Origin of the sequence: Runella zeae DSM 19591 (assembly GCF_000423565.1) — a bacterium.
Lineage (GTDB): Bacteria > Bacteroidota > Bacteroidia > Cytophagales > Spirosomataceae > Runella > Runella zeae.
This window is the reverse complement of the sequence record NZ_KE384038.1, coordinates 363,547-381,334: the sequence shown is the minus strand read 5'-3', so window position 1 is coordinate 381,334 and position 17,788 is coordinate 363,547. Positions and strand designations below refer to the sequence as shown.

14 protein-coding genes are annotated in these 17,788 nt (G+C 39.2%); 11 read left to right on the top strand and 3 right to left on the bottom strand.

What is annotated here, in order from left to right; genetic code table 11:
- Window positions 1–1,305, top strand: a 1,305-nt coding sequence (locus G563_RS37240) for a hypothetical protein (protein ID WP_051211171.1), incomplete at its 5' end; no start/stop codon positions are given.
- A 71-nt stretch (window positions 1,306–1,376) separates the two neighbouring features.
- Window positions 1,377–2,639, top strand: a complete 1,263-nt coding sequence (locus G563_RS37235) for a DUF11 domain-containing protein (RefSeq protein ID WP_051211170.1) — start codon at window positions 1,377–1,379, stop codon at window positions 2,637–2,639.
- Between the two features lie 472 nt (window positions 2,640–3,111).
- Here the strand turns inward: G563_RS37235 and G563_RS35745 are convergent, their stop codons facing one another.
- A complete protein-coding gene (locus G563_RS35745; protein WP_037328004.1) occupies window positions 3,112–3,501 on the bottom strand; it encodes a helix-turn-helix transcriptional regulator in 390 nt (129 codons plus the stop codon).
- Window positions 3,502–3,987: 486 nt separating this feature from the next.
- Between G563_RS35745 and G563_RS35740 the strand changes: the two genes are divergently transcribed.
- The 7 genes from G563_RS35740 (at window position 3,988) to G563_RS35735 (ending at window position 12,698) form a co-directional block, all read left to right on the top strand.
- Entirely contained in the window at window positions 3,988–5,397 is a 1,410-nt protein-coding gene (locus tag G563_RS35740) for a TlpA family protein disulfide reductase (RefSeq protein ID WP_051211169.1), read from the top strand.
- Window positions 5,398–5,489: 92 nt separating this feature from the next.
- Window positions 5,490–6,707, top strand: a complete 1,218-nt coding sequence (locus G563_RS0124330; RefSeq protein WP_169579806.1) for an amidohydrolase family protein — start codon at window positions 5,490–5,492, stop codon at window positions 6,705–6,707.
- Window positions 6,694–7,878, top strand: coding sequence for a hypothetical protein (locus tag G563_RS0124325; RefSeq protein WP_157585583.1), 1,185 nt, complete (start codon window positions 6,694–6,696; stop codon window positions 7,876–7,878). The genes G563_RS0124330 and G563_RS0124325 overlap by 14 nt, the downstream gene beginning before the upstream one ends.
- 11 nt (window positions 7,879–7,889) lie before the next feature.
- Entirely contained in the window at window positions 7,890–10,097 is a 2,208-nt protein-coding gene (locus G563_RS0124320; protein WP_028667626.1) for a peptidase domain-containing ABC transporter, read from the top strand.
- Window positions 10,097–11,386 carry an HlyD family secretion protein gene (locus G563_RS0124315; protein ID WP_028667625.1) on the top strand — a complete coding sequence of 430 codons (1,290 nt, stop codon included), beginning with the start codon at window positions 10,097–10,099 and terminating at the stop codon, window positions 11,384–11,386. The genes G563_RS0124320 and G563_RS0124315 overlap by 1 nt, the downstream gene beginning before the upstream one ends.
- Before the next feature lie 18 nt (window positions 11,387–11,404).
- Window positions 11,405–11,890, top strand: coding sequence for a hypothetical protein (locus G563_RS0124310; RefSeq protein ID WP_028667624.1), 486 nt, complete (start codon window positions 11,405–11,407; stop codon window positions 11,888–11,890).
- Window positions 11,862–12,698 (top strand): tetratricopeptide repeat protein, encoded by an 837-nt coding sequence (locus tag G563_RS35735; RefSeq protein WP_051211168.1) that lies wholly within the window; start codon window positions 11,862–11,864, stop codon window positions 12,696–12,698. Before G563_RS0124310 ends, G563_RS35735 begins: the two co-directional genes overlap by 29 nt.
- A gap of 19 nt (window positions 12,699–12,717) precedes the next feature.
- On the opposite strand, the gene G563_RS0124300 is transcribed toward G563_RS35735, so the two are convergent.
- Entirely contained in the window at window positions 12,718–13,560 is an 843-nt protein-coding gene (locus G563_RS0124300) for a T9SS type A sorting domain-containing protein (RefSeq protein ID WP_028667623.1), read from the bottom strand.
- 183 nt (window positions 13,561–13,743) lie between these two features.
- On the opposite strand from G563_RS0124300, the gene G563_RS0124295 reads away from it, so the two are divergent.
- Window positions 13,744–15,495 carry a sensor histidine kinase gene (locus G563_RS0124295; protein WP_229598559.1) on the top strand — a complete coding sequence of 584 codons (1,752 nt, stop codon included), beginning with the start codon at window positions 13,744–13,746 and terminating at the stop codon, window positions 15,493–15,495.
- A 10-nt stretch (window positions 15,496–15,505) separates the two neighbouring features.
- A complete protein-coding gene (locus tag G563_RS0124290; protein ID WP_037328084.1) occupies window positions 15,506–16,210 on the top strand; it encodes a response regulator transcription factor in 705 nt (234 codons plus the stop codon).
- Here the strand turns inward: G563_RS0124290 and G563_RS0124285 are convergent.
- On the bottom strand, window positions 16,188–17,651 hold the full coding sequence (locus G563_RS0124285; RefSeq protein WP_028667620.1) for a glycosyltransferase family protein: 1,464 nt from the start codon (window positions 17,649–17,651) through the stop codon (window positions 16,188–16,190). The two genes, G563_RS0124290 and G563_RS0124285, sit on opposite strands and share 23 nt — an antisense overlap.
- Window positions 17,652–17,788 lie beyond the last annotated feature (137 nt).

The window sequence follows — 17,788 nt, the reverse complement described above, 5'->3', positions numbered from 1 at the left end:
ACCGTTGTGCCGCTGACACAGACTCCCAAAATCGGTATCGCTAAAGAGGTCACTTCATTTGTGAATAACCTCAACTATACCTATGACCTTACCTTTAGTCTTAAAGTGAAAAACGTAGGTAATGTGCCGCTCAGTAACGTACAAGTATTTGATACACTGTCTAAAACCTTCCCAAGCCCAGCAACGGTTACTGTACTTGGAATCAGCAGTACTAAGTTTACCGTTAATTCCACCTATACAGGCACCGCAAGCCAGACACAGTTACTTTTGCCTAGCAATGCCTTGGCTATCGGTGACAGCGGAAGTATCACTTTGACCTTGCGTATCACTCCAAATGTATTCACAGGAGTGACATACACGAATATTGCTTACAGTACCGGTCAGAGCCCTCTAGGAGAAACCGTGAAAGATCAATCGCAGTTAGGAAACAATCCCGATCCTGACTTTGACGGCGACCCAACAAACAACTCTGTCCCCACTCCTCTCACCATTCAGCCTCCCGGTAAACTGACGCTCTTACCTAAAGTCTATTTGCAGGGTTCATTGTTTGGGGTATTCTCAGGTAATTTGATGCGCGATGACCTGCGGGTGAAAAACTTGATTCCTAGAAAATCGCCTTACGTGGCTTGGAATCCAATCACTGCTGCCGATACCATTACCTCAAACACGGTGTTGACTGTCAGTGGGCAAGATGCTATCGTAGACTGGGTTTTTGTTGAATTGCGCGATGCCAACGATTCAACTCTCGTCGTAGACAGCCGCTCGGGCTTGGTTCAACGTGACGGTGACATTGTAGAGGTAGACGGCGTTTCGCCTATTACCTTCAACACGATTGTACCGGCCAACTATTTTGTATCGGTTCGTCACCGTAACCATTTAGGGGTCATGTCGCAAACGGCCCTGCCCTTAACGCAGGTTGTTTCTACTATCGATTTTCGTTCGGCAGTCACTCCAACGTATGTTCTGACCAATTCACCGATTCATCAATCGCAGGTGGATGTAGTTCAGGGCAAAGCCCTCTGGGCGGGCAATTCCCTTTATGACGACCAAGTGATTTATCAGGGTACGGACAACGACGTCAACGTCATCTATCAGCAAGTCATTGCCTCCACGAGCAATCCTTTTCTACTGCCTTTCTTCATTCTTTCAGGCTATTACACAGGAGATGTTAACATGGATGGAGAAGTGATTTTTCAGGGAACGACCAATGATGTAGAATACATATACCAAAACGTCATCAACAACCATCCCGGTAACGCCCTTAAACAAAATTTCTTCATCATTCAGGAACAATTACCTAAATAAACACAGACAGACTCAGGGGGGCATTGCCCCCCTATAAAAACCTGAAAATTAACGAATAAACATACACTACAATGAAAAAGGGAATATCTACAATCGGTTGGATTGGGCTAATCTGGTTTCTTGGGTTTGTTACGGTAGAAGCGCAGCAACTCTCTACAAATCAAGTCAATTACCAATTGACCTACCAAGCCAATACGGGCCTTTATACGGTTTGGGTGGTACCCAAATATGCTACGCCCAACGCTAACAATGCCGATGCCAAAGAATTTGGAGCCACCGCGCAGGTATCGCTGAAAGTTCCCAAAGATTTTGTAATTCAGAATATCACCGACATAAGAGGCACTTGGGAGAAAAACCCCCTCAAATTGGGGAGTCAGTCCCTATTCGCCTCGGCGGGTTTAGATCCTGCTTACAATTATTATGTCATTGGAAAAACAGCTACCGAAACTGATTATGGACCATTTACCAATGGTACACCTGTTGCGCTTTTTACCTTCCAAGGCAATGCCTGCTACAGCCCCATCGGAATCTTAGCAAAAGCAGATCCTTTTGTGGCGGCGGCCAAAAGTGTGGCTTCACTCAATACCGCCTGTAGTTTTTATTCCCGCTCCGGACAAACGCCGAGCGGGAATGTGGTTCCTTTGGAGCAATTTGTCGAGAAACTGGGCCCTGACGCCACTTGTAATCCTCCGATTGACTTATCCCTTGACGTAGCTGTCAGCAATCAGCAGCCCGGCTTAAATGGAAATATCACCTTGACTGTCAGTGTCACAAATGAAGGGCAAAATCCAGCATCTGGCGTAGAAGTAAAGGATATTTTACCTGCGGGGATGAGTTTCCAAACTTTTGCTACAGCAACTGGCAATTATAACTCCGCCACCGGTACATGGACCATTGGAAACATCGCCGTTGGGCAAATCGTCACCTTGTCGATAGGAGTCCAAGTAATACAGACTGGAGTACAGTATTTTACGGCCCAAATTTCCAAGGCAGATCAGACCGATACAGACTCCACCCCCAACAACAACGTTGAAAGCGAAGATGACTTTGACCGAACCTGTATCACGGTGCCAGCGCCGATTTGTGCCGGGCAGATTTTTGAGCTTTCTATTCCGTCGGGATATACCAATATTCAATGGTTTAGAAATGACCAGCCTATCGCCGCTGCCACAACGTCCGTTCTCCAAGTTACCGAAGCCGGTACTTACCGATTTACGGCTACCAATGTCGCTTGCCCAACAGCCGGCTGTTGTTCTTATATTTTCTACGAAGGTGACTGCTGCCCTACCAAGCCTATATGTGTGCCTTTTACAGTCCAAAAATTAAAGAAATAAAAAACTTTGGTTTCCATCAATTGAGCCAAAGACCATTGATATATAGATTAGGGAAAAGAGTAGTAGTGTATCATAACAGGGCACAAATGATGCCCTGTTATATCTTATCCTGCTATCTATCAAAGATAAAATTTTACCCCTTATAAACTATTAAAATGACGCAGCTTCATTACCCTACTCTGGTCGAGGACTGATTTGTTTTAAGACAGAAATGTCGCTTCCCCCCTTTTTGTGAGGGGGGAAGATATGTCGGTGAAGAATCTTCGTAAAACGTTTGTATCTGCCTGGCAAATTTTAGCTTGCATCGGTGTCTTTGTGAGACATAACTACCTCTGGAAATAACTGTCTCACTTTCCTCAAACGACGTTTCCATTCGTTTTTGTTTTATTCAAATGCGCTATCTTCAAAGGTTTTGAGGCACAAACGAATACGCTAAAAAAATGAAGTCATTGGCTGTATATCTTTTTTTGCCTTAAAATGGGTTGCTCCCAAACTCCGCAAGCCTCTTTTGCAATCTTCTAATTTCTTCTGTTTGCAACTTAATGACGGCCTCTTTGCTCTCTAAAAGTTTTTGGTAGAGTTCAAGCGGCTCTACTTTGGCTCCTACATCCGTGGCTACCTTGTCTTGATTTGCGGACTGCGGCCTATCATGACTTAGAGCCACATTATGCGCTGGGATAAGCTCTATAATCTCCACTTTGAAGATTTCCGCCAATTGCGGTAAGTACTTGGCAGGCAGATTGGTTTTTCCACTCTCCCAATTGTGATAGGTTCCTTGCGATACACCCAATACATCAGCGATTTCTGACCCTGTTAGTTTGCAGCGGTCGCGGTTTTTACGAAGAAGAGTACCTATACTCATATATGGCTTTTCAGTTTGAGGCTGTTTCTCTAAGACCCTATTTGGTCTAAAAAGTCACCTATACCATCAAAGCCACTATTAGTTATTTTTCTTGAAAAGAAAAAACAAAACATTAATAAAATTAATTAATTACTTGTTTTTTTACTTGTTTTTTTACTTGTTTTTTTGAATTCACCAAAGGCTCAAAAGCATTATCGCTATCACTATTCCCCTTTGGTACAAAAAACAACATGAAAAGATTATCATTAGTCGAGTTGAAGGCACAGTCAGGAAATGTAGTCGCTAATTTGGAAGCCATTAAGGGTGGAAATTTATCAAACTGTCATGATGCTTCAATTCAATGTGGAGGAGGTTCAACCAACACAACTGGTTCCGCTCCAGGAGCTCCTGATTCAAGTACAGTTATTAAACTTCATTAGTAAATTTTCTCAGTGAGGTAAGCTTCAACCTTACCTCATTTTCACTTAAACATTTACAACTCAAAAAATGATTTGTTTTAAAAAAATATATTTATATTATATTTTTCTTTTTTTAACATCTATTTATAGATACTCCTTAGGACAATATCATATTACTGGGCACATTAAAGGATTGAAACACGGAGAATGTATTTTAGCATACAATCATTACTCTGGCAGTTTGTATCCTGTTGATACAGCTAAAATAGACTTAAATGGCAATATAAATTTTTTCAAAAAAAAATCTTTAGATACAGGAATTTATGAGATAGTATTACCTTCCAAAAGCAAAATTATAACTCTAATTATATCTGATGAACAAAATATAAATTTCAACGTAGACACAATTGACATAATAAGTAGCATAAAAATCAAAGGATCTAAAGAAAGTCAGTTGTTTTATCAACTCCAATTTTACTTAAAAAGTAACGCTCAAAAAATATCAGAACTAAAATCCAAAAACACATCACCAATCGAAATTAAAAAACTCGAAGAAGAACAAAAAAAATATTACGACTTTTTTTTAAAAAAAAATAAAAACACTTTTTTAGCAGAAATTTTAAAAACAGCAAGTAACCCTGAAATTCCTTCCTCCATTAGAACATCTCAAGAGGAAGCATTTTTATATTACAAAAATCATTTTTGGGATAGCTTTAGTTTTTCAAATAAAAAACTCATAAAAACTCCATTTTTAAAACAAAAACTTGATACATACTTCAATGAATTAACCATTCAAAGAGAAGATTCAATTATAAAAAGTGCAGAATATCTACTTAATAAAGCACAAAATGGATCCCAAAAAGAATACGAAGAATATATTATCAGATACATTACAAATAAATATGAAAACTCAACCTCAATGGGAACTGAAGGAGTTTTTGTATATATGGTTGAACGCTATTTTCTAACAAAATATATTAATGTAGTAGATACATCTACACTAACGTCACTAAAAGAAAAAGTAAATATATTAAAACCTCTTTTACTTAATAAAGTAATACCAGACATTGGTGTACAAAACAAAGAAAACAGGCTCAGCTTTATTCATGAACTAAAATCCGATTTTAATATAATTTTCTTTTATTCTCCCTCTTGTGGACACTGCAAAGAAGGAGCACCAAAATTAAAACAGTTCTACAACAATCACAAAAATGAAAATATAGAAATTATGACAATTGCGATTGATGGTAATGAGACGGACTGGAATAAATTTATAAACGAACACCAATGGCACTCGTTTATAAATGGGTATGGGCTTGTAGTTTCTCGTACTGTAAACTATAGCAAAGAATACGATGTAAGTTCTACGCCTACAATTTATATTTTAGACAAAAATCTAAAAATTATAGCTAGACGTATTGGCATAGATGACATTGAACCTTTTTATAACATTTATAGAAAACAAAAAATTGAAAATATTTACAATTCACAAAAATGAAATACACAATCTTTCTGTTACTATTTAATCTCCACTCTATTTTTGCTCAAAAATCAATTCTTATTAAAAACGCAAACATCATTCCTATTCATATGGATACAATCTTAAAAGGGTATGATGTGATAGTAACTAATGGAATTATAACTGACATTTACAAAAGTAAAAAGAGGAAAAACAAAAAAAATGAATTCATCATTGACGCTACTAATCAATACCTCATACCGGGATTAGCAGATATGCACGTACATATTCCACGTCAAACCAAGTATGGCTATGGTGCTGATGAGTTTTTGAAATTGCAATTAGCTGCCGGTGTTACTCACCTACGTTCTATGCGAGGGGCTGATGCCGATTTGGTCATTCAGAGAGAAGCCACCCAAAAAACTAATCCAGATATTTATACTTCAGCACCTCCGTTTTATGCCGGCAGGGTATGGATTCGAGGTGACTCGCTCCAGAAATTATTGAAAAACTATCAAAGTCAGGGCTATCAGTCGCTTAAAGTGTTGAGTGTACCATCAGTCGCTTGGTTTGATACACTAGCACAATTGGCACAAGATCATGGTTTTAAACTATCGGGCCACGTACCCAATAGCATAAGCATCGCCCATGCATTAAGCAAAGGACTCAACAGCATAGAGCACTTAGGGGGTTATGAAAATCTATCTATCAACAGCCCTGAACTCTCAGCCGCCATAGAACAAACTAAAAACCAACAGGTTTACAACTGCCCTACATTGGACTGGTATTTTGTAAATTATACACAAGTGCCTTATAGCGAGCTGAAAAAACGCCCGGGCTTAGACCGTTTACCGACAGGATTGGTAGCAAGTTGGACAAAAATCTTTGATGATTATTTTGCTAAGCAAGCCCAAAAACATCCAGATTCTTTAAGAAAAGAGCAACAACTTGAAAAAGAATACATCGAAAAGAAACTAATAATACTCAAACAACTACACCAACAAGGTTGTAAATTATTGGTTAGTCCCGATGCTTCTACGGTTTTTCAAGTACCGGGTTTAGCAATGATTGATGAAATGAAATGGTATAAAAAAGCAGGTATCCCCGAATATAACATCTTACGGGCTGCCACCCTTAATGCAGCCGAGTACATGGGCGAAGCGAACCAATGGGGAAGTATTCAGAAAAATAAAGTGGCGGATTTGGTATTGCTTGATGCCAATCCACTTGACGATATAGAAAACCTAAGAAAAATAAAAGGCGTAATGAAACGAGGACAATGGTTTTCAGTTTCACAGATTAATGAATTGATTCAAACTTGCAAACAAAATTACCGTGAACAGCCTTGATATATTGTTCAAAGAAGAAATTCAGATAGGAAAAATGGCTTTGGCCGATTATATTAAGGCGGGGCTTTACAGTGTCAATGAAGCTATATTTGAACGTCTTGATTTTGAAAATGATGCTGCATTTTTAGACCCCCTTCTGATTGCTTATTTAAGTTCAGGTTGTCCTTCACATACAACATTAGAACAAATTTTGTGTGCGTATTTTACTGAAAAACAGGGGTACTTTGAAGTTATTTCAGATGCAGATGGTACAGTGTATGTTCCGCAAGTAGGTTATTTTTATACTGAATACCCAAATCAAAAGTTACTATTAGAATACGATGGCGAAACATATCAATTAAAGAACATTTCATACGGTTTTTTACCTTGTCTAACAGTATTAGATGGGAAAATGGAAATTTATAGGCATAAAAACCCATTGCTAAATTCGTTCTACCAAGCCAACGACAATAGACAAATTTTAGATATTGAAGTTACTCAAACGACACACCATCATATACAAAGCATTGCCAGTGCCTTAGAAATACTGAAAACACACCTGCCAAACCTCTACGAAGAAATAACTTTAACCAACCGCCTACTCTCTGTATTTTTCAACCCCCAAGTTAATTGTTTTGCTAATATCGGAGCTACAGGCTGTGCTTTTTTGAGTGCTATTCCGACCAATGAGACAATCTTTTTTATAGAAGAGTTGATACATCAATGTTCCCACAATACTTTTAACATTATGCTGTTTAATCGATTCAATTATTTCAAAATTGATGTGGAACAAACGCAATTAGGGAATGTGATTGGACTGCAAGGCGAAGAAAGAAGTATTTTTTCAGCTTTTCATGGACTGTATACTGTAGCCAAACGCTACGAAGCTTTCTATGAGTTGTACAAAGCAGACATTTTTTTTGGTATTCAAAAGCATGAGTTTTTAGGACGATTTGCTGATTTAAAAAAACGATTTCGCACAGGGTTAGAGTTATTACCTTTAGAAGACGTATATACTAATAGGGGAAAAGAAATTTATCAACTTTTAGATACATTGTGTGCACATTGTATCAAAAAAATACAACACTTAGAAGGCGTTTTTGATTTATCTAACCAACCCTCAGAATTCAGCTATGCCCATTTTTTACAAATAAATCCGTTTGAAAAATTTATGGTTAAAGGCGGTGTTTGATACACTGAACTATGCGTAAAAAATTTCCATTCTATAAGCAATTAGATACACGTGACTGCGGCCCTACTTGCCTGCGGATGATTAGTAAGTATCATGGTCGCTCGATTGAGACAGCTTATTTGCGTGAAATATCCAATTTAGCCGGCGACGGTACTACGATGGGAGGATTGGCTGATGCTGCCGAAAAAATTGGATTTAGCACACTAGCTCTCAATGTTACCTATGAGGATTTGTCTTCCCAAATCCCCTTGCCGTGCATTGCACATTGGCGGCAGCGGCATTATGTAGTCATCTATGAGGCCACACCCGAGAAAGTAGTGGTGGGAGACCCTGCCTACCAACTTATCACTTATACCAAACAGGATTTCCTGAAAGGGTGGATACCCAATAAAGCCACGCAGGAAGATGCGGAGGGAGTGTTATTGTTATTTGAAACCACTCCCTTATTTTTTGAACAGAAAAACGAATCATCATCTCTTAAAAAATCGTTTTGGGGATTTTTAGGGCGTTATTTTAGACCGTACCATGCCTATGGATTTCAGGTTTTTCTGGGGCTAGCGGTTGTTACAGGCTTACAATTGATTTTTCCTTTTCTGACGCAGCAAGTGGTAGATACAGGAATCAATACGCGCAATCTTAACTTTGTTTATTTGATTTTGCTCGCGCAGATGGTGCTATTTATCTCGCAATCAAGCGTAAACGTGATACGGAGTTGGATTTTAATGCACGTCACGAGCCGTATCAATCTCCGTATGTTATCCGATTTTTTGATGAAACTAATGAATTTGCCCATTGCTTTTTTTGATTCCAAAAGCACAGGTGATATCATGCAACGCATTCAAGACCACAATCGAGTGCAGGGTTTTCTTTCGGCCACTACCCTAGATGTACTTTTTTCAACAGTGACGTTCCTTATTTTCAGCGGTATTCTGTTCTATTTCAATGCTCAACTTTTCTGGGTTTTTCTGCTTGGTGCCAGCTTGTATATAACTTGGATTTTTCTATTTCTCAAACGTCGAGCTGAAATAGATTATCGCTATTTTGACCAAGCTTCTGGTAATCAAAGCAGCACCATTCAGTTGATAAACGGAATGCAGGAAATCAAACTCAACGGCTCCGAAAAACGTCGCCGTTGGGAGTGGGAAGCGATTCAAACCCGTCTGTTTCGACTCAATATCAAGAGCTTAGCACTTTCTCAAACGCAAAATGAGGGAGGACGGTTTATCAACGAAATCAAGAATATGATCATTAGTTTTATTGCGGCCAAAGCCGTAATAGATGGACAAATTTCATTGGGAGGAATGCTATCAGTGCAGTACATTGTGGGACAAATGAATGTCCCTCTCAACAACTTTATAACCTTTGTACGCAGTTATCAAGATGCCAAAATAAGCATTGAACGACTTTCTGAAATTCATAACAAATCCAATGAAGAGCAGCTTGATGACCCACTTATAAACGAGCTGCCCACTCACAAAACCATTCAAGTTCAAAACGTAGATTTTCGGTATGGAAGCAGCAGTTCGGAGCTGGTGTTGAAAAACATCAGTCTTACCATACCCGAAGGCAAAGTAACGGCGATTGTAGGGGCGAGCGGAAGCGGCAAAACTACCTTGTTGAAACTGCTTTTGAAGTTTTATGAGCCCACAAATGGCCAAATCAGTATTGGAAAAATGAATCTCAAAAATTTGAGTTATAACTTTTGGCGAAGTCAATGCGGGGTCGTGATGCAGGATGGCTATGTTTTTGCTGATTCTATTGCCCGAAATATCAGCGAATCTGACCCTAACGGGCTTATCAACCGCTCAAAACTTCAGGAAGCGGTTGAAATAGCCAATATTGAGTCTTTTGTAGAAGAATTACCCAATGGCTTTAATACTCGAATCGGGGCTAGTGGAATGGGAATCAGTGGCGGCCAACGGCAACGGATTTTCATTGCCCGAGCTGTTTATAAAAATCCTGAATTTCTTTTTTTTGATGAGGCCACAAGTGCATTGGATGCCAATAATGAAGCCGTCATTATGAAAAATTTAGAAGGCTTTTTCAAAAGCAGAACAGTAGTAGTAGTAGCTCACCGATTAAGTACCGTCAAAAATGCTGACCAAATTATCGTATTGAATCAAGGCGAAATTGTAGAAAGTGGAACTCACCCAGAATTAGTATCACAACGTGGCTATTATTATTCATTAGTAAAGAATCAGTTAGAATTGGGGAACTAATGGCGAAAATAGAAGAATTAGAAGTAAATAGTGAGGCTATCCGCGACTACATGGAGCAGATTCCTGCTTGGATTTTGCGTTGGGGAATTACCGTCATTTTCTTTGTATTGTTGTCGCTTGGGGCTATTAGTTGGTTTGTGCATTACCCTACTATCGTTATGGCAGCTTTCAGGCTCACTTCCGACAACGCCCCAAAACCCGTTGTAGTACGTGCTGATGGTCGATTAATTAAGTTATTTGTTATTGACAATCAAATTATTAAACAAGATCAAATCATAGGTTTTATAGAAGCTACTGCCGACCATTCGCAAGTTTTATCATTACAAAAAGATTTAAAGAACCTTCACACAGTAATTGAATCAGGTAGTTTCGATAAGCTTGATAGATTCCCCGCTAATCGGTTTCAAAAATTGGGGGAGTTGCAAACTACATATCAAAGTTTTATGCAATCTTATACACAAACGTTGGCGTTGTTTGCCAACGGTTATTATCAAAAACGTAAAAGTTATTTAAGCGCCGAATTTGAGGATTTACAACAAAATAGAATACAGCTTTTAGGCCAATTAGAACTTCACAAACGTGATGCAGAGTTGGCAAAAAAAGAATTTGAAATCAATGTAAGACTCTACAAAGAAAAAGTAATTTCTCCCTTAGAATATCAGCGGGAAGAAAGTAAATACATAAATAAACAATTGCCTGTCAGGCAGTTGGAAATGGCAATTACCAATAATATAACTGCTCAAACCCAAAAACAAAGAGAATTGACGGAGCTTGAGCGTCAGGTAATTGAGCAAAAAGCGCAGTTTAATCAGGCATTGAATACGTTGAGTAGCGAACTGGAAAACTGGCAAAGACGTTTTATTTTACGTTCGCCCATGGATGGTAAAACAAACTTTTCAATGACCCTTCAAGAGAATCAATCGCTACGGACGGGGACAGAAATTATGTACGTGGGAGGAAGTCATGGACAGTATTTTGGAGAAATAAACATACCTCAGGTTAATTTTGGGAAAGTAAAAAGAGGGCAACGTGTTTTAATAAAATTTCAAGGGTATCCTTTTGAGGAGTTTGGAGCAGTAGAGGGGCAAATTGCTACTATTTCACAAGTCCCTACACCTGATAGTCAATTTTTTTTGGCAACAGTCAATTTGCCAAATGGCTTAAAAACCGGCAACAATAAACAACTTATTTACAAAACTGGAATGGTAGCATCCGCCGAAATTATTACCGAGGATTTACGCCTCATTGAGCGAGTGTTTTATCAAGTAAAACGCGTTTTAAATCAGTAATAGCCTAAAAATCATGATATGAATAGATATATTTTACTTCTTCTGCTGCTTTCCGCCTTTACGACCCAAGCCCAAATCTATGTTCGTCCTGACGGAGAATATATGGATACAACATTGAATCTTAGAAAAAACTGTTTTGATATGAAGGCAGAAGCCTACTATTACAGTTATGACGCGAAATATCCTCGAAGCTCAACGACGATTCAAACAAATGTCACTTCATTTTTGAATCAAAGGAATATAAAATTGACGGGAAACGGTTACGTCACTTTTCAGTTTAGAGTCAATTGTAGTGGCGAAATAAGCTATGTAAAATTGATGCAAACCGATGAAAATTACCAACCTAAGAAGTTTAAAGGAGAAATTGTTCAAAGTTTGTATGAATTTACAAAATCATTGAAAGACTGGAAACGAATCAAATATAAAAACATAATACCTCTTTCTTATACAGCATTCATCTCTTATAAAATTCATCATGGTCAAATCGTCGCTGTTATTCCTTAGCCTTTTATACTTTCAAATCATTTGCTTAGGTCAAAATCCAAAAACAATAGACTGTTCATCAAAGCAAGTTCAAGATAGCCTTGTCGAGCACTATATTGATAATGGAGCAGGAAAATTTGGGTACAATCACCCTAAATGGCATGTGTACCTTGATAGCTTAATTTCTATTTGCCCCAACATCGCAAGAGCTTATCAACAAAAGGCATTGCCTTATATTAAAAGTGGTGATTATGGAAGTGCTTTCCCTCTTGAAGACAAAGCAGTACAATACGACCCTGAAAGATGGCTGAGCTATCGGGCATTTTTGAAATGTATCTTTTCTAAAGATTATAAAGGGGCAATTATAGATTTTGACCAAGCCCAAAAAATAGCCCCCAATAATTTTGAAATGGATCATTCTTACTCGTTTTATAAGGGTCTTTGTTATTTGGAACTGAAAAATTTAAAAAAAGCAGAACGAAACCTATTGGATGATATTCAGATTCAAACGAAGGGAGATACCGCTAAAAACGTACATTACAACACCTTACTTTATTGCGGTATTGTCTATTACGAAATGAAACAGTACAAAAAAGCAGAAGCCTATCTCAAAAAATGCTTAAGTCAATTTTCTCAACTCCCAGATGCTAATTTTTATTTGGCAATGACATTTAAAGCTACAGGAAAGGAATATAAATCTCGTTTAGAGATTACAAAAAAAATGCTTGAAGAAGGGTATAAACAAAATGAGGATAATGAGATTTACTCTAATTATCCTCATCAAATTACGTTATATGAAGTAATCCAAGAACTTGAAAAAGCTAAATAAAAAATAAAAACGCTTTTTTCTATTCCACTACAATGCGCTTAACGGCACCATCTTCATTTTGTACTACACTCACAAAATAAGTTCCTTTGGGATTTTTGCCCAGGTCTATCTGCCCCACAAAATCCCCCGAAAAATCTTTTACTTCTTTCTTGGCAATTTGCTTTCCTTTGGTGTCGGTTACCGTAATCAGTACGTCGCCTTTGATAGGCGCATAAAAACGCAGATTTAACTCATTTTTTTCGGGGTTGTTAGGAAAAGCCTCTAGCCCTCTCACCGAAGCCGGCTTCTGATTGCCGCCAATGTTGACATCCCCTTCCCAAAATTCTTTAAATTTCGGTTCAAAATCGCGGCCCCAGTTTTCCATATTTCGCTCCAATCTACGCATTTGAGGCTCAATTTTTTTCTCAATGCGTTTCATGCGGTCGGCAAATGCCTCCTCATCAAAAGGAAATTTATTGTCTCTGTCGTTGTTCCATTGCTCTGAGCGATTTTTGTCGGGGCCATATCGATATTCACGGCTACGATTTTGGGTACGCTCCTCGCGCGAACCGATTCTACGCTCAGGCATCCCGTCGCCTTCTTCGATGATGATACTCATCCGTCGATTGGTAGCATTTTTGTCATTGCCTTTGAGCGAATCTACGATAGCCTTGATCTTCGACTCCCGTTCGTCACCCGTGAGATTGTTGTAGGTATAAGACCGCTCGATGGTTTCTGTTTTACCGTCTTTTTCTTCGGTCATTCGTACCCTTACGGTTACTTTGTCTTTGTTGGAGAGTTGTTTAGTGTCTTCTTGAGAATTAGCAGTCGAGACCACTCCCAGTCCTACGACCAATGCCATGAGTACCCATTTTGTTTTCATGCTTTTTGTTTTTTAAAACTTTTTCGAAAATTGCACAACTTCCCGAAACTGACGATGTTAAAGTTTCTTAAAATGTGTTAAAGGATGGATAGAATTACCTTAATTTGAACGTTTTCACGTTGTTAAAGTCACAATCACAAGGTCGCATTTCTGAAAAAGAATGTTGCATGAGGTCGAAAAAAAATGATGACAAAATCCAAAATACGGTTACTGATTAGTTTGATGGGGCTAGCTATGCTAGGGCTTGTGGGTTTTCAGTGGCACTGGATCACGAGTGCTTTGGAGCTTCGCAACGAACAGTTTGACCTGAAGGTCTCCGAAGCCATGCAAGAAGTAGTGCGTAAACTCGAAAAGCAGGAGATTATTTACCTGATTCGTCAGCGCGAAGAAATAGAGCAGCAACGCCGTAAACTAGAAGCCCTCAATAAAAATCGATTGGCTCAAAAATCCAATGCGCCAAAACCCAATCTTCCCGAAACTTATGCTCAAAACAATCATGATGACCTACCCAACTCAGGACGAAATATCAGTGATGCGCTCATTCCCCGAAACAGAGCTATCACGGATTTTCAGGCGAGCTTAATCAATGAATTTTTGCGGCAGCGTAACGATGAACTGCCCAATATTGAGCGTTTTTTGAAAATCCACGCCGAGCAAGAAAAAATCTTTGATGCGTGGTTTGAACAAATAGGACAATCCGTCTGGGCCAATGATAGCCTTCATCACAGTTCGGTGCTATTGAGCGTACGCTCCTCCCTCAAAAAAACACCTAAGCCTCGTACGAATGTTATAGCTGCTAAAGTTTCTCAAAAAGAAAAAAACAATCAAACCGACTTATTGAAAGATGTTTTTAAAGACTTACTTTTTAGCAAACGCCCTGTAAGCCAACGTGTCAACCGCATTACACTTGATTCTTTGCTTAAAAATTCGTTTCAAGAACGAGGCATTGGTATCTCTTATGAGTTTGCGATTCAAAACACCTTTCCCAAAAATGTTATTTTTTCTACGGCGTCTTATCGACCCGATACCGCTAGCACCGATTTATTCAAAGCCACTTTGTTTCCCAACGAAATCAACAACCTTCCAAGTCAGCTTTTAGTATATTTTCCTCAAAGACAGGACTTTATTTTGAAAAGTATGGGATTTTCGCTCATAAGTTCGGGCTTATTGTTAATGGTTATTTTGGGTTGTTTTTATGTGGCGGTAGCTACTATTCTAAAACAGAAGAAGCTCTCAGACGTCAAAAATGATTTTATCAATAACATGACCCACGAGTTCAAAACCCCGATTTCGACTATTTCTTTGGCCGTAGGCATGGCGCAAGAGCAAGTACAAAACCACGGCGAAATCACAAAAATCAATCGATATTTGGGAATTATTCAGGATGAAAATCAACGCTTAGGCAGTCATGTCGAAAAAGTATTGCAAATGGCACTGCTAGAACGAGGCGAAATCAAACTCAAAACAACCGCTATCAATATCCATGATATTCTGGAAAAAGTGCTCAACAACCTCGGTGTACAAATAGAACAGCGACAAGGGGAAGTGGAGCTAAGTTTTGAAGCCGAAAACGAAATCGTGGAAGCCGACCCCATGCACCTTACCAACATTTTGACCAACTTAATCGACAACGCCAACAAGTATTCCACAGAGCAGCCACACATTGGACTTAGTACTTACAACGACGAGAATTTTGTATATATCAGCGTAAGCGACAAAGGCCGTGGTATCAGTAAAGAACAACAATTGAAGATTTTTGACCCATTCTATCGCGTTCCTACGGGCAATATCCATGATGTGAAAGGGTTTGGATTGGGGCTCAGCTATGTCAAAAAAATGATTGAAGCCCACGGAGGGAGCATCCACGTAGAGAGTAAAGTTGGCGAAGGAAGCACGTTCACGATTCAATTACCGTTAAAAAAAGAAAATGCCTAACATCAAAACCATGAAATCGCAAACCCCTAAAATCCTTTTGACCGAAGACGACCCCAATCTAGGGCAATTGTTGCAAGAATACCTTACCAACAAAGGTTATACGACCGACTTAGCGTCGGATGGTAATGTAGGGTTACAACGTTTTTTAGAAAACAATTACGATTTATGTCTTTTTGATGTCATGATGCCCAAAAAAGACGGGTTTTCGTTGGCCAAAGAAATTCGTCTTACCGACAAAGACATTCCTATTATTTTTCTGACGGCCAAAAGTATGAAAGAAGATACCATTCAAGGTTTTAAGGTAGGAGCCGACGACTATATCACTAAGCCTTTCAGTATGGAAGAATTGTTATTACGTATTCAGGCTGTATTGAGACGCTATCAGAAAATATCTCTCCCCCACGAACAACCTCAAAATATCTTTCAACTCGGCAAATACACTTTCGATTTTGACCATCAACTACTGACGATTCGCGATACCTCCCAAAAACTCACAAGCAAAGAGGCGGCATTGCTCAAGCTCTTTTGTGAAAACAAAAACCAACCCATCAATCGGAGTTTTGCTTTGAAGCTGATTTGGGGCGATGACTCGTATTTCAACGCCCGCAGTATGGACGTATATATCACTAAGTTAAGAAAACACCTCAAAGATGACTCTTCCTTACAAATCATGAATCTTCACGGTGAAGGATTTAAACTTTTGGTAGATGCGTAGCGATTTGCGGGTTTAGAACATACACTGAGAATTGTTTATCAGCAAAAACCAACTGATAGTTGGCAAAACGGGTGGCCCCTTGTGAAGGATAATAATCGGCCCGGTCGGTTTTGTAATCCAATACAATAAAACTCGCTTTGTGCTGCTGCGCCCATGCCCCAAACTTCTCGCTCGTCCAAGGCTTGCTCTGTTGTTGGTGACGCATCTGTAGTTCAAAGTTGGTATGACACAGCAACTTATCAAAATGCTCATATTCATTAAAATAAAAAGTAATAGGCACCAAGCCCGTACCTTTTTGGGGAAGTTGGGGACGAAGTTGGGCGTATTGCTGAGGCAAGTACCCCGACAGGTTTCGGCCTATCACCTGTCCATTGCCTACCACCCCTACGATGAGATACAAGACCGTCATCACCTTTAGATAGAGGGGGATTCTGGGAAGGGGTTTTGATTGCAACCATTCATAAATCAACAAAATCATAAAGGGTACAAACATGACCTGATAAATAGCACTTGCCCGCTTGGTAATAAGCCAAAAGAGTGCTACCAAAGATAGGCTATAAAGCAATAAAATACGGTCGGTATGCCGAATGTCTTTTCTGCGAAACCACCCTACCGCTATCAATAGCAAAGTTGTACAAAGTTGTTCGGGAGATTCCACAAAAATCAATGGATAAGAAGCTAACACTTTCAATTTTGCCATCCACCCAAAAGCGTTTTGGGTAGCGGGGTCGTTTCGAAATTGAAACCACCATTTGGCCAGTCCGTCGGGTTCTTGTAAAATATCATAAAAATAAAGGCTAGCCGTCAAGGCTCCTACGATACCAAAGACGAAACTCTTTTGGTAATGTCGGGTGAGAAATAATGTCAAAAAACCCGCTCCCAAAAAAATAATACCATTGAGGTGAGTCAATACCGCCAAGCCCGCAAAAAGACCAGCCAAAGGCACCATGAATACATTTTTGTTCATCCGCCTAAGACTGTAAAAAGAAGTCAATCCAAAGGCCGTTATCATCATTTCGGGGCGATTTTCAAAACTCATTTGAGTCATGAGTGTATTGCCAAAAATCAAAATCAATACCCCCCAGAAGCCATTTTTTTGAGGTGTTTTGCTTTGCGTTTCTATCAATAAAAGCACCACAATCACTCCAAAAAACAATAAACCTGATAGCTTTGAAGTGTACAAAGAATCAAGCAAAACCCCTCCTAGCAACGCCCCAAAAGCAATAAAAAGCTTGTGACTCACCAAATAATGCTCTTCCCAATGAAGCAATCCTCTAAAAAACTCTGAACGAACTTTGCCTTCTTTCCACAACCAATATGACTCTTCGGCAAACCAAGCGTCGTCGCCCGTAGGATAACGTCGAAAATAGGTACAGAAGGCTAAGATAATCAGCGCCATAGCTCCCCAAGGAAGCCAAGAAGATAATCGAGAAGATGACATATACAAACAATCGTCGCTTTAAGCTGCACCGTAAATGTACAAAACTTTTCTTCTGAGCCATTAGAAATATGAGCTACAAATGTTACGCTTCTCCGAAGCTATTTGTCCATCGCCCTATTTTTATTTTTGCCTCGGAG

Coding starts and splice junctions, on each gene's coding strand:
- G563_RS37235 (WP_051211170.1), top strand. CDS start 1,377: ATGAAAAAGGGAATATCTACAATCGGTTGGATTGGGCTAATCTGGTTT.
- G563_RS35745 (WP_037328004.1), bottom strand. CDS start 3,501: ATGAGTATAGGTACTCTTCTTCGTAAAAACCGCGACCGCTGCAAACTA.
- G563_RS35740 (WP_051211169.1), top strand. CDS start 3,988: ATGATTTGTTTTAAAAAAATATATTTATATTATATTTTTCTTTTTTTA.
- G563_RS0124330 (WP_169579806.1), top strand. CDS start 5,490: ATGGATACAATCTTAAAAGGGTATGATGTGATAGTAACTAATGGAATT.
- G563_RS0124320 (WP_028667626.1), top strand. CDS start 7,890: ATGCGTAAAAAATTTCCATTCTATAAGCAATTAGATACACGTGACTGC.
- G563_RS0124315 (WP_028667625.1), top strand. CDS start 10,097: ATGGCGAAAATAGAAGAATTAGAAGTAAATAGTGAGGCTATCCGCGAC.
- G563_RS0124310 (WP_028667624.1), top strand. CDS start 11,405: ATGAATAGATATATTTTACTTCTTCTGCTGCTTTCCGCCTTTACGACC.
- G563_RS35735 (WP_051211168.1), top strand. CDS start 11,862: ATGGTCAAATCGTCGCTGTTATTCCTTAGCCTTTTATACTTTCAAATC.
- G563_RS0124300 (WP_028667623.1), bottom strand. CDS start 13,560: ATGAAAACAAAATGGGTACTCATGGCATTGGTCGTAGGACTGGGAGTG.
- G563_RS0124295 (WP_229598559.1), top strand. CDS start 13,744: ATGATGACAAAATCCAAAATACGGTTACTGATTAGTTTGATGGGGCTA.
- G563_RS0124290 (WP_037328084.1), top strand. CDS start 15,506: ATGAAATCGCAAACCCCTAAAATCCTTTTGACCGAAGACGACCCCAAT.
- G563_RS0124285 (WP_028667620.1), bottom strand. CDS start 17,651: ATGTCATCTTCTCGATTATCTTCTTGGCTTCCTTGGGGAGCTATGGCG.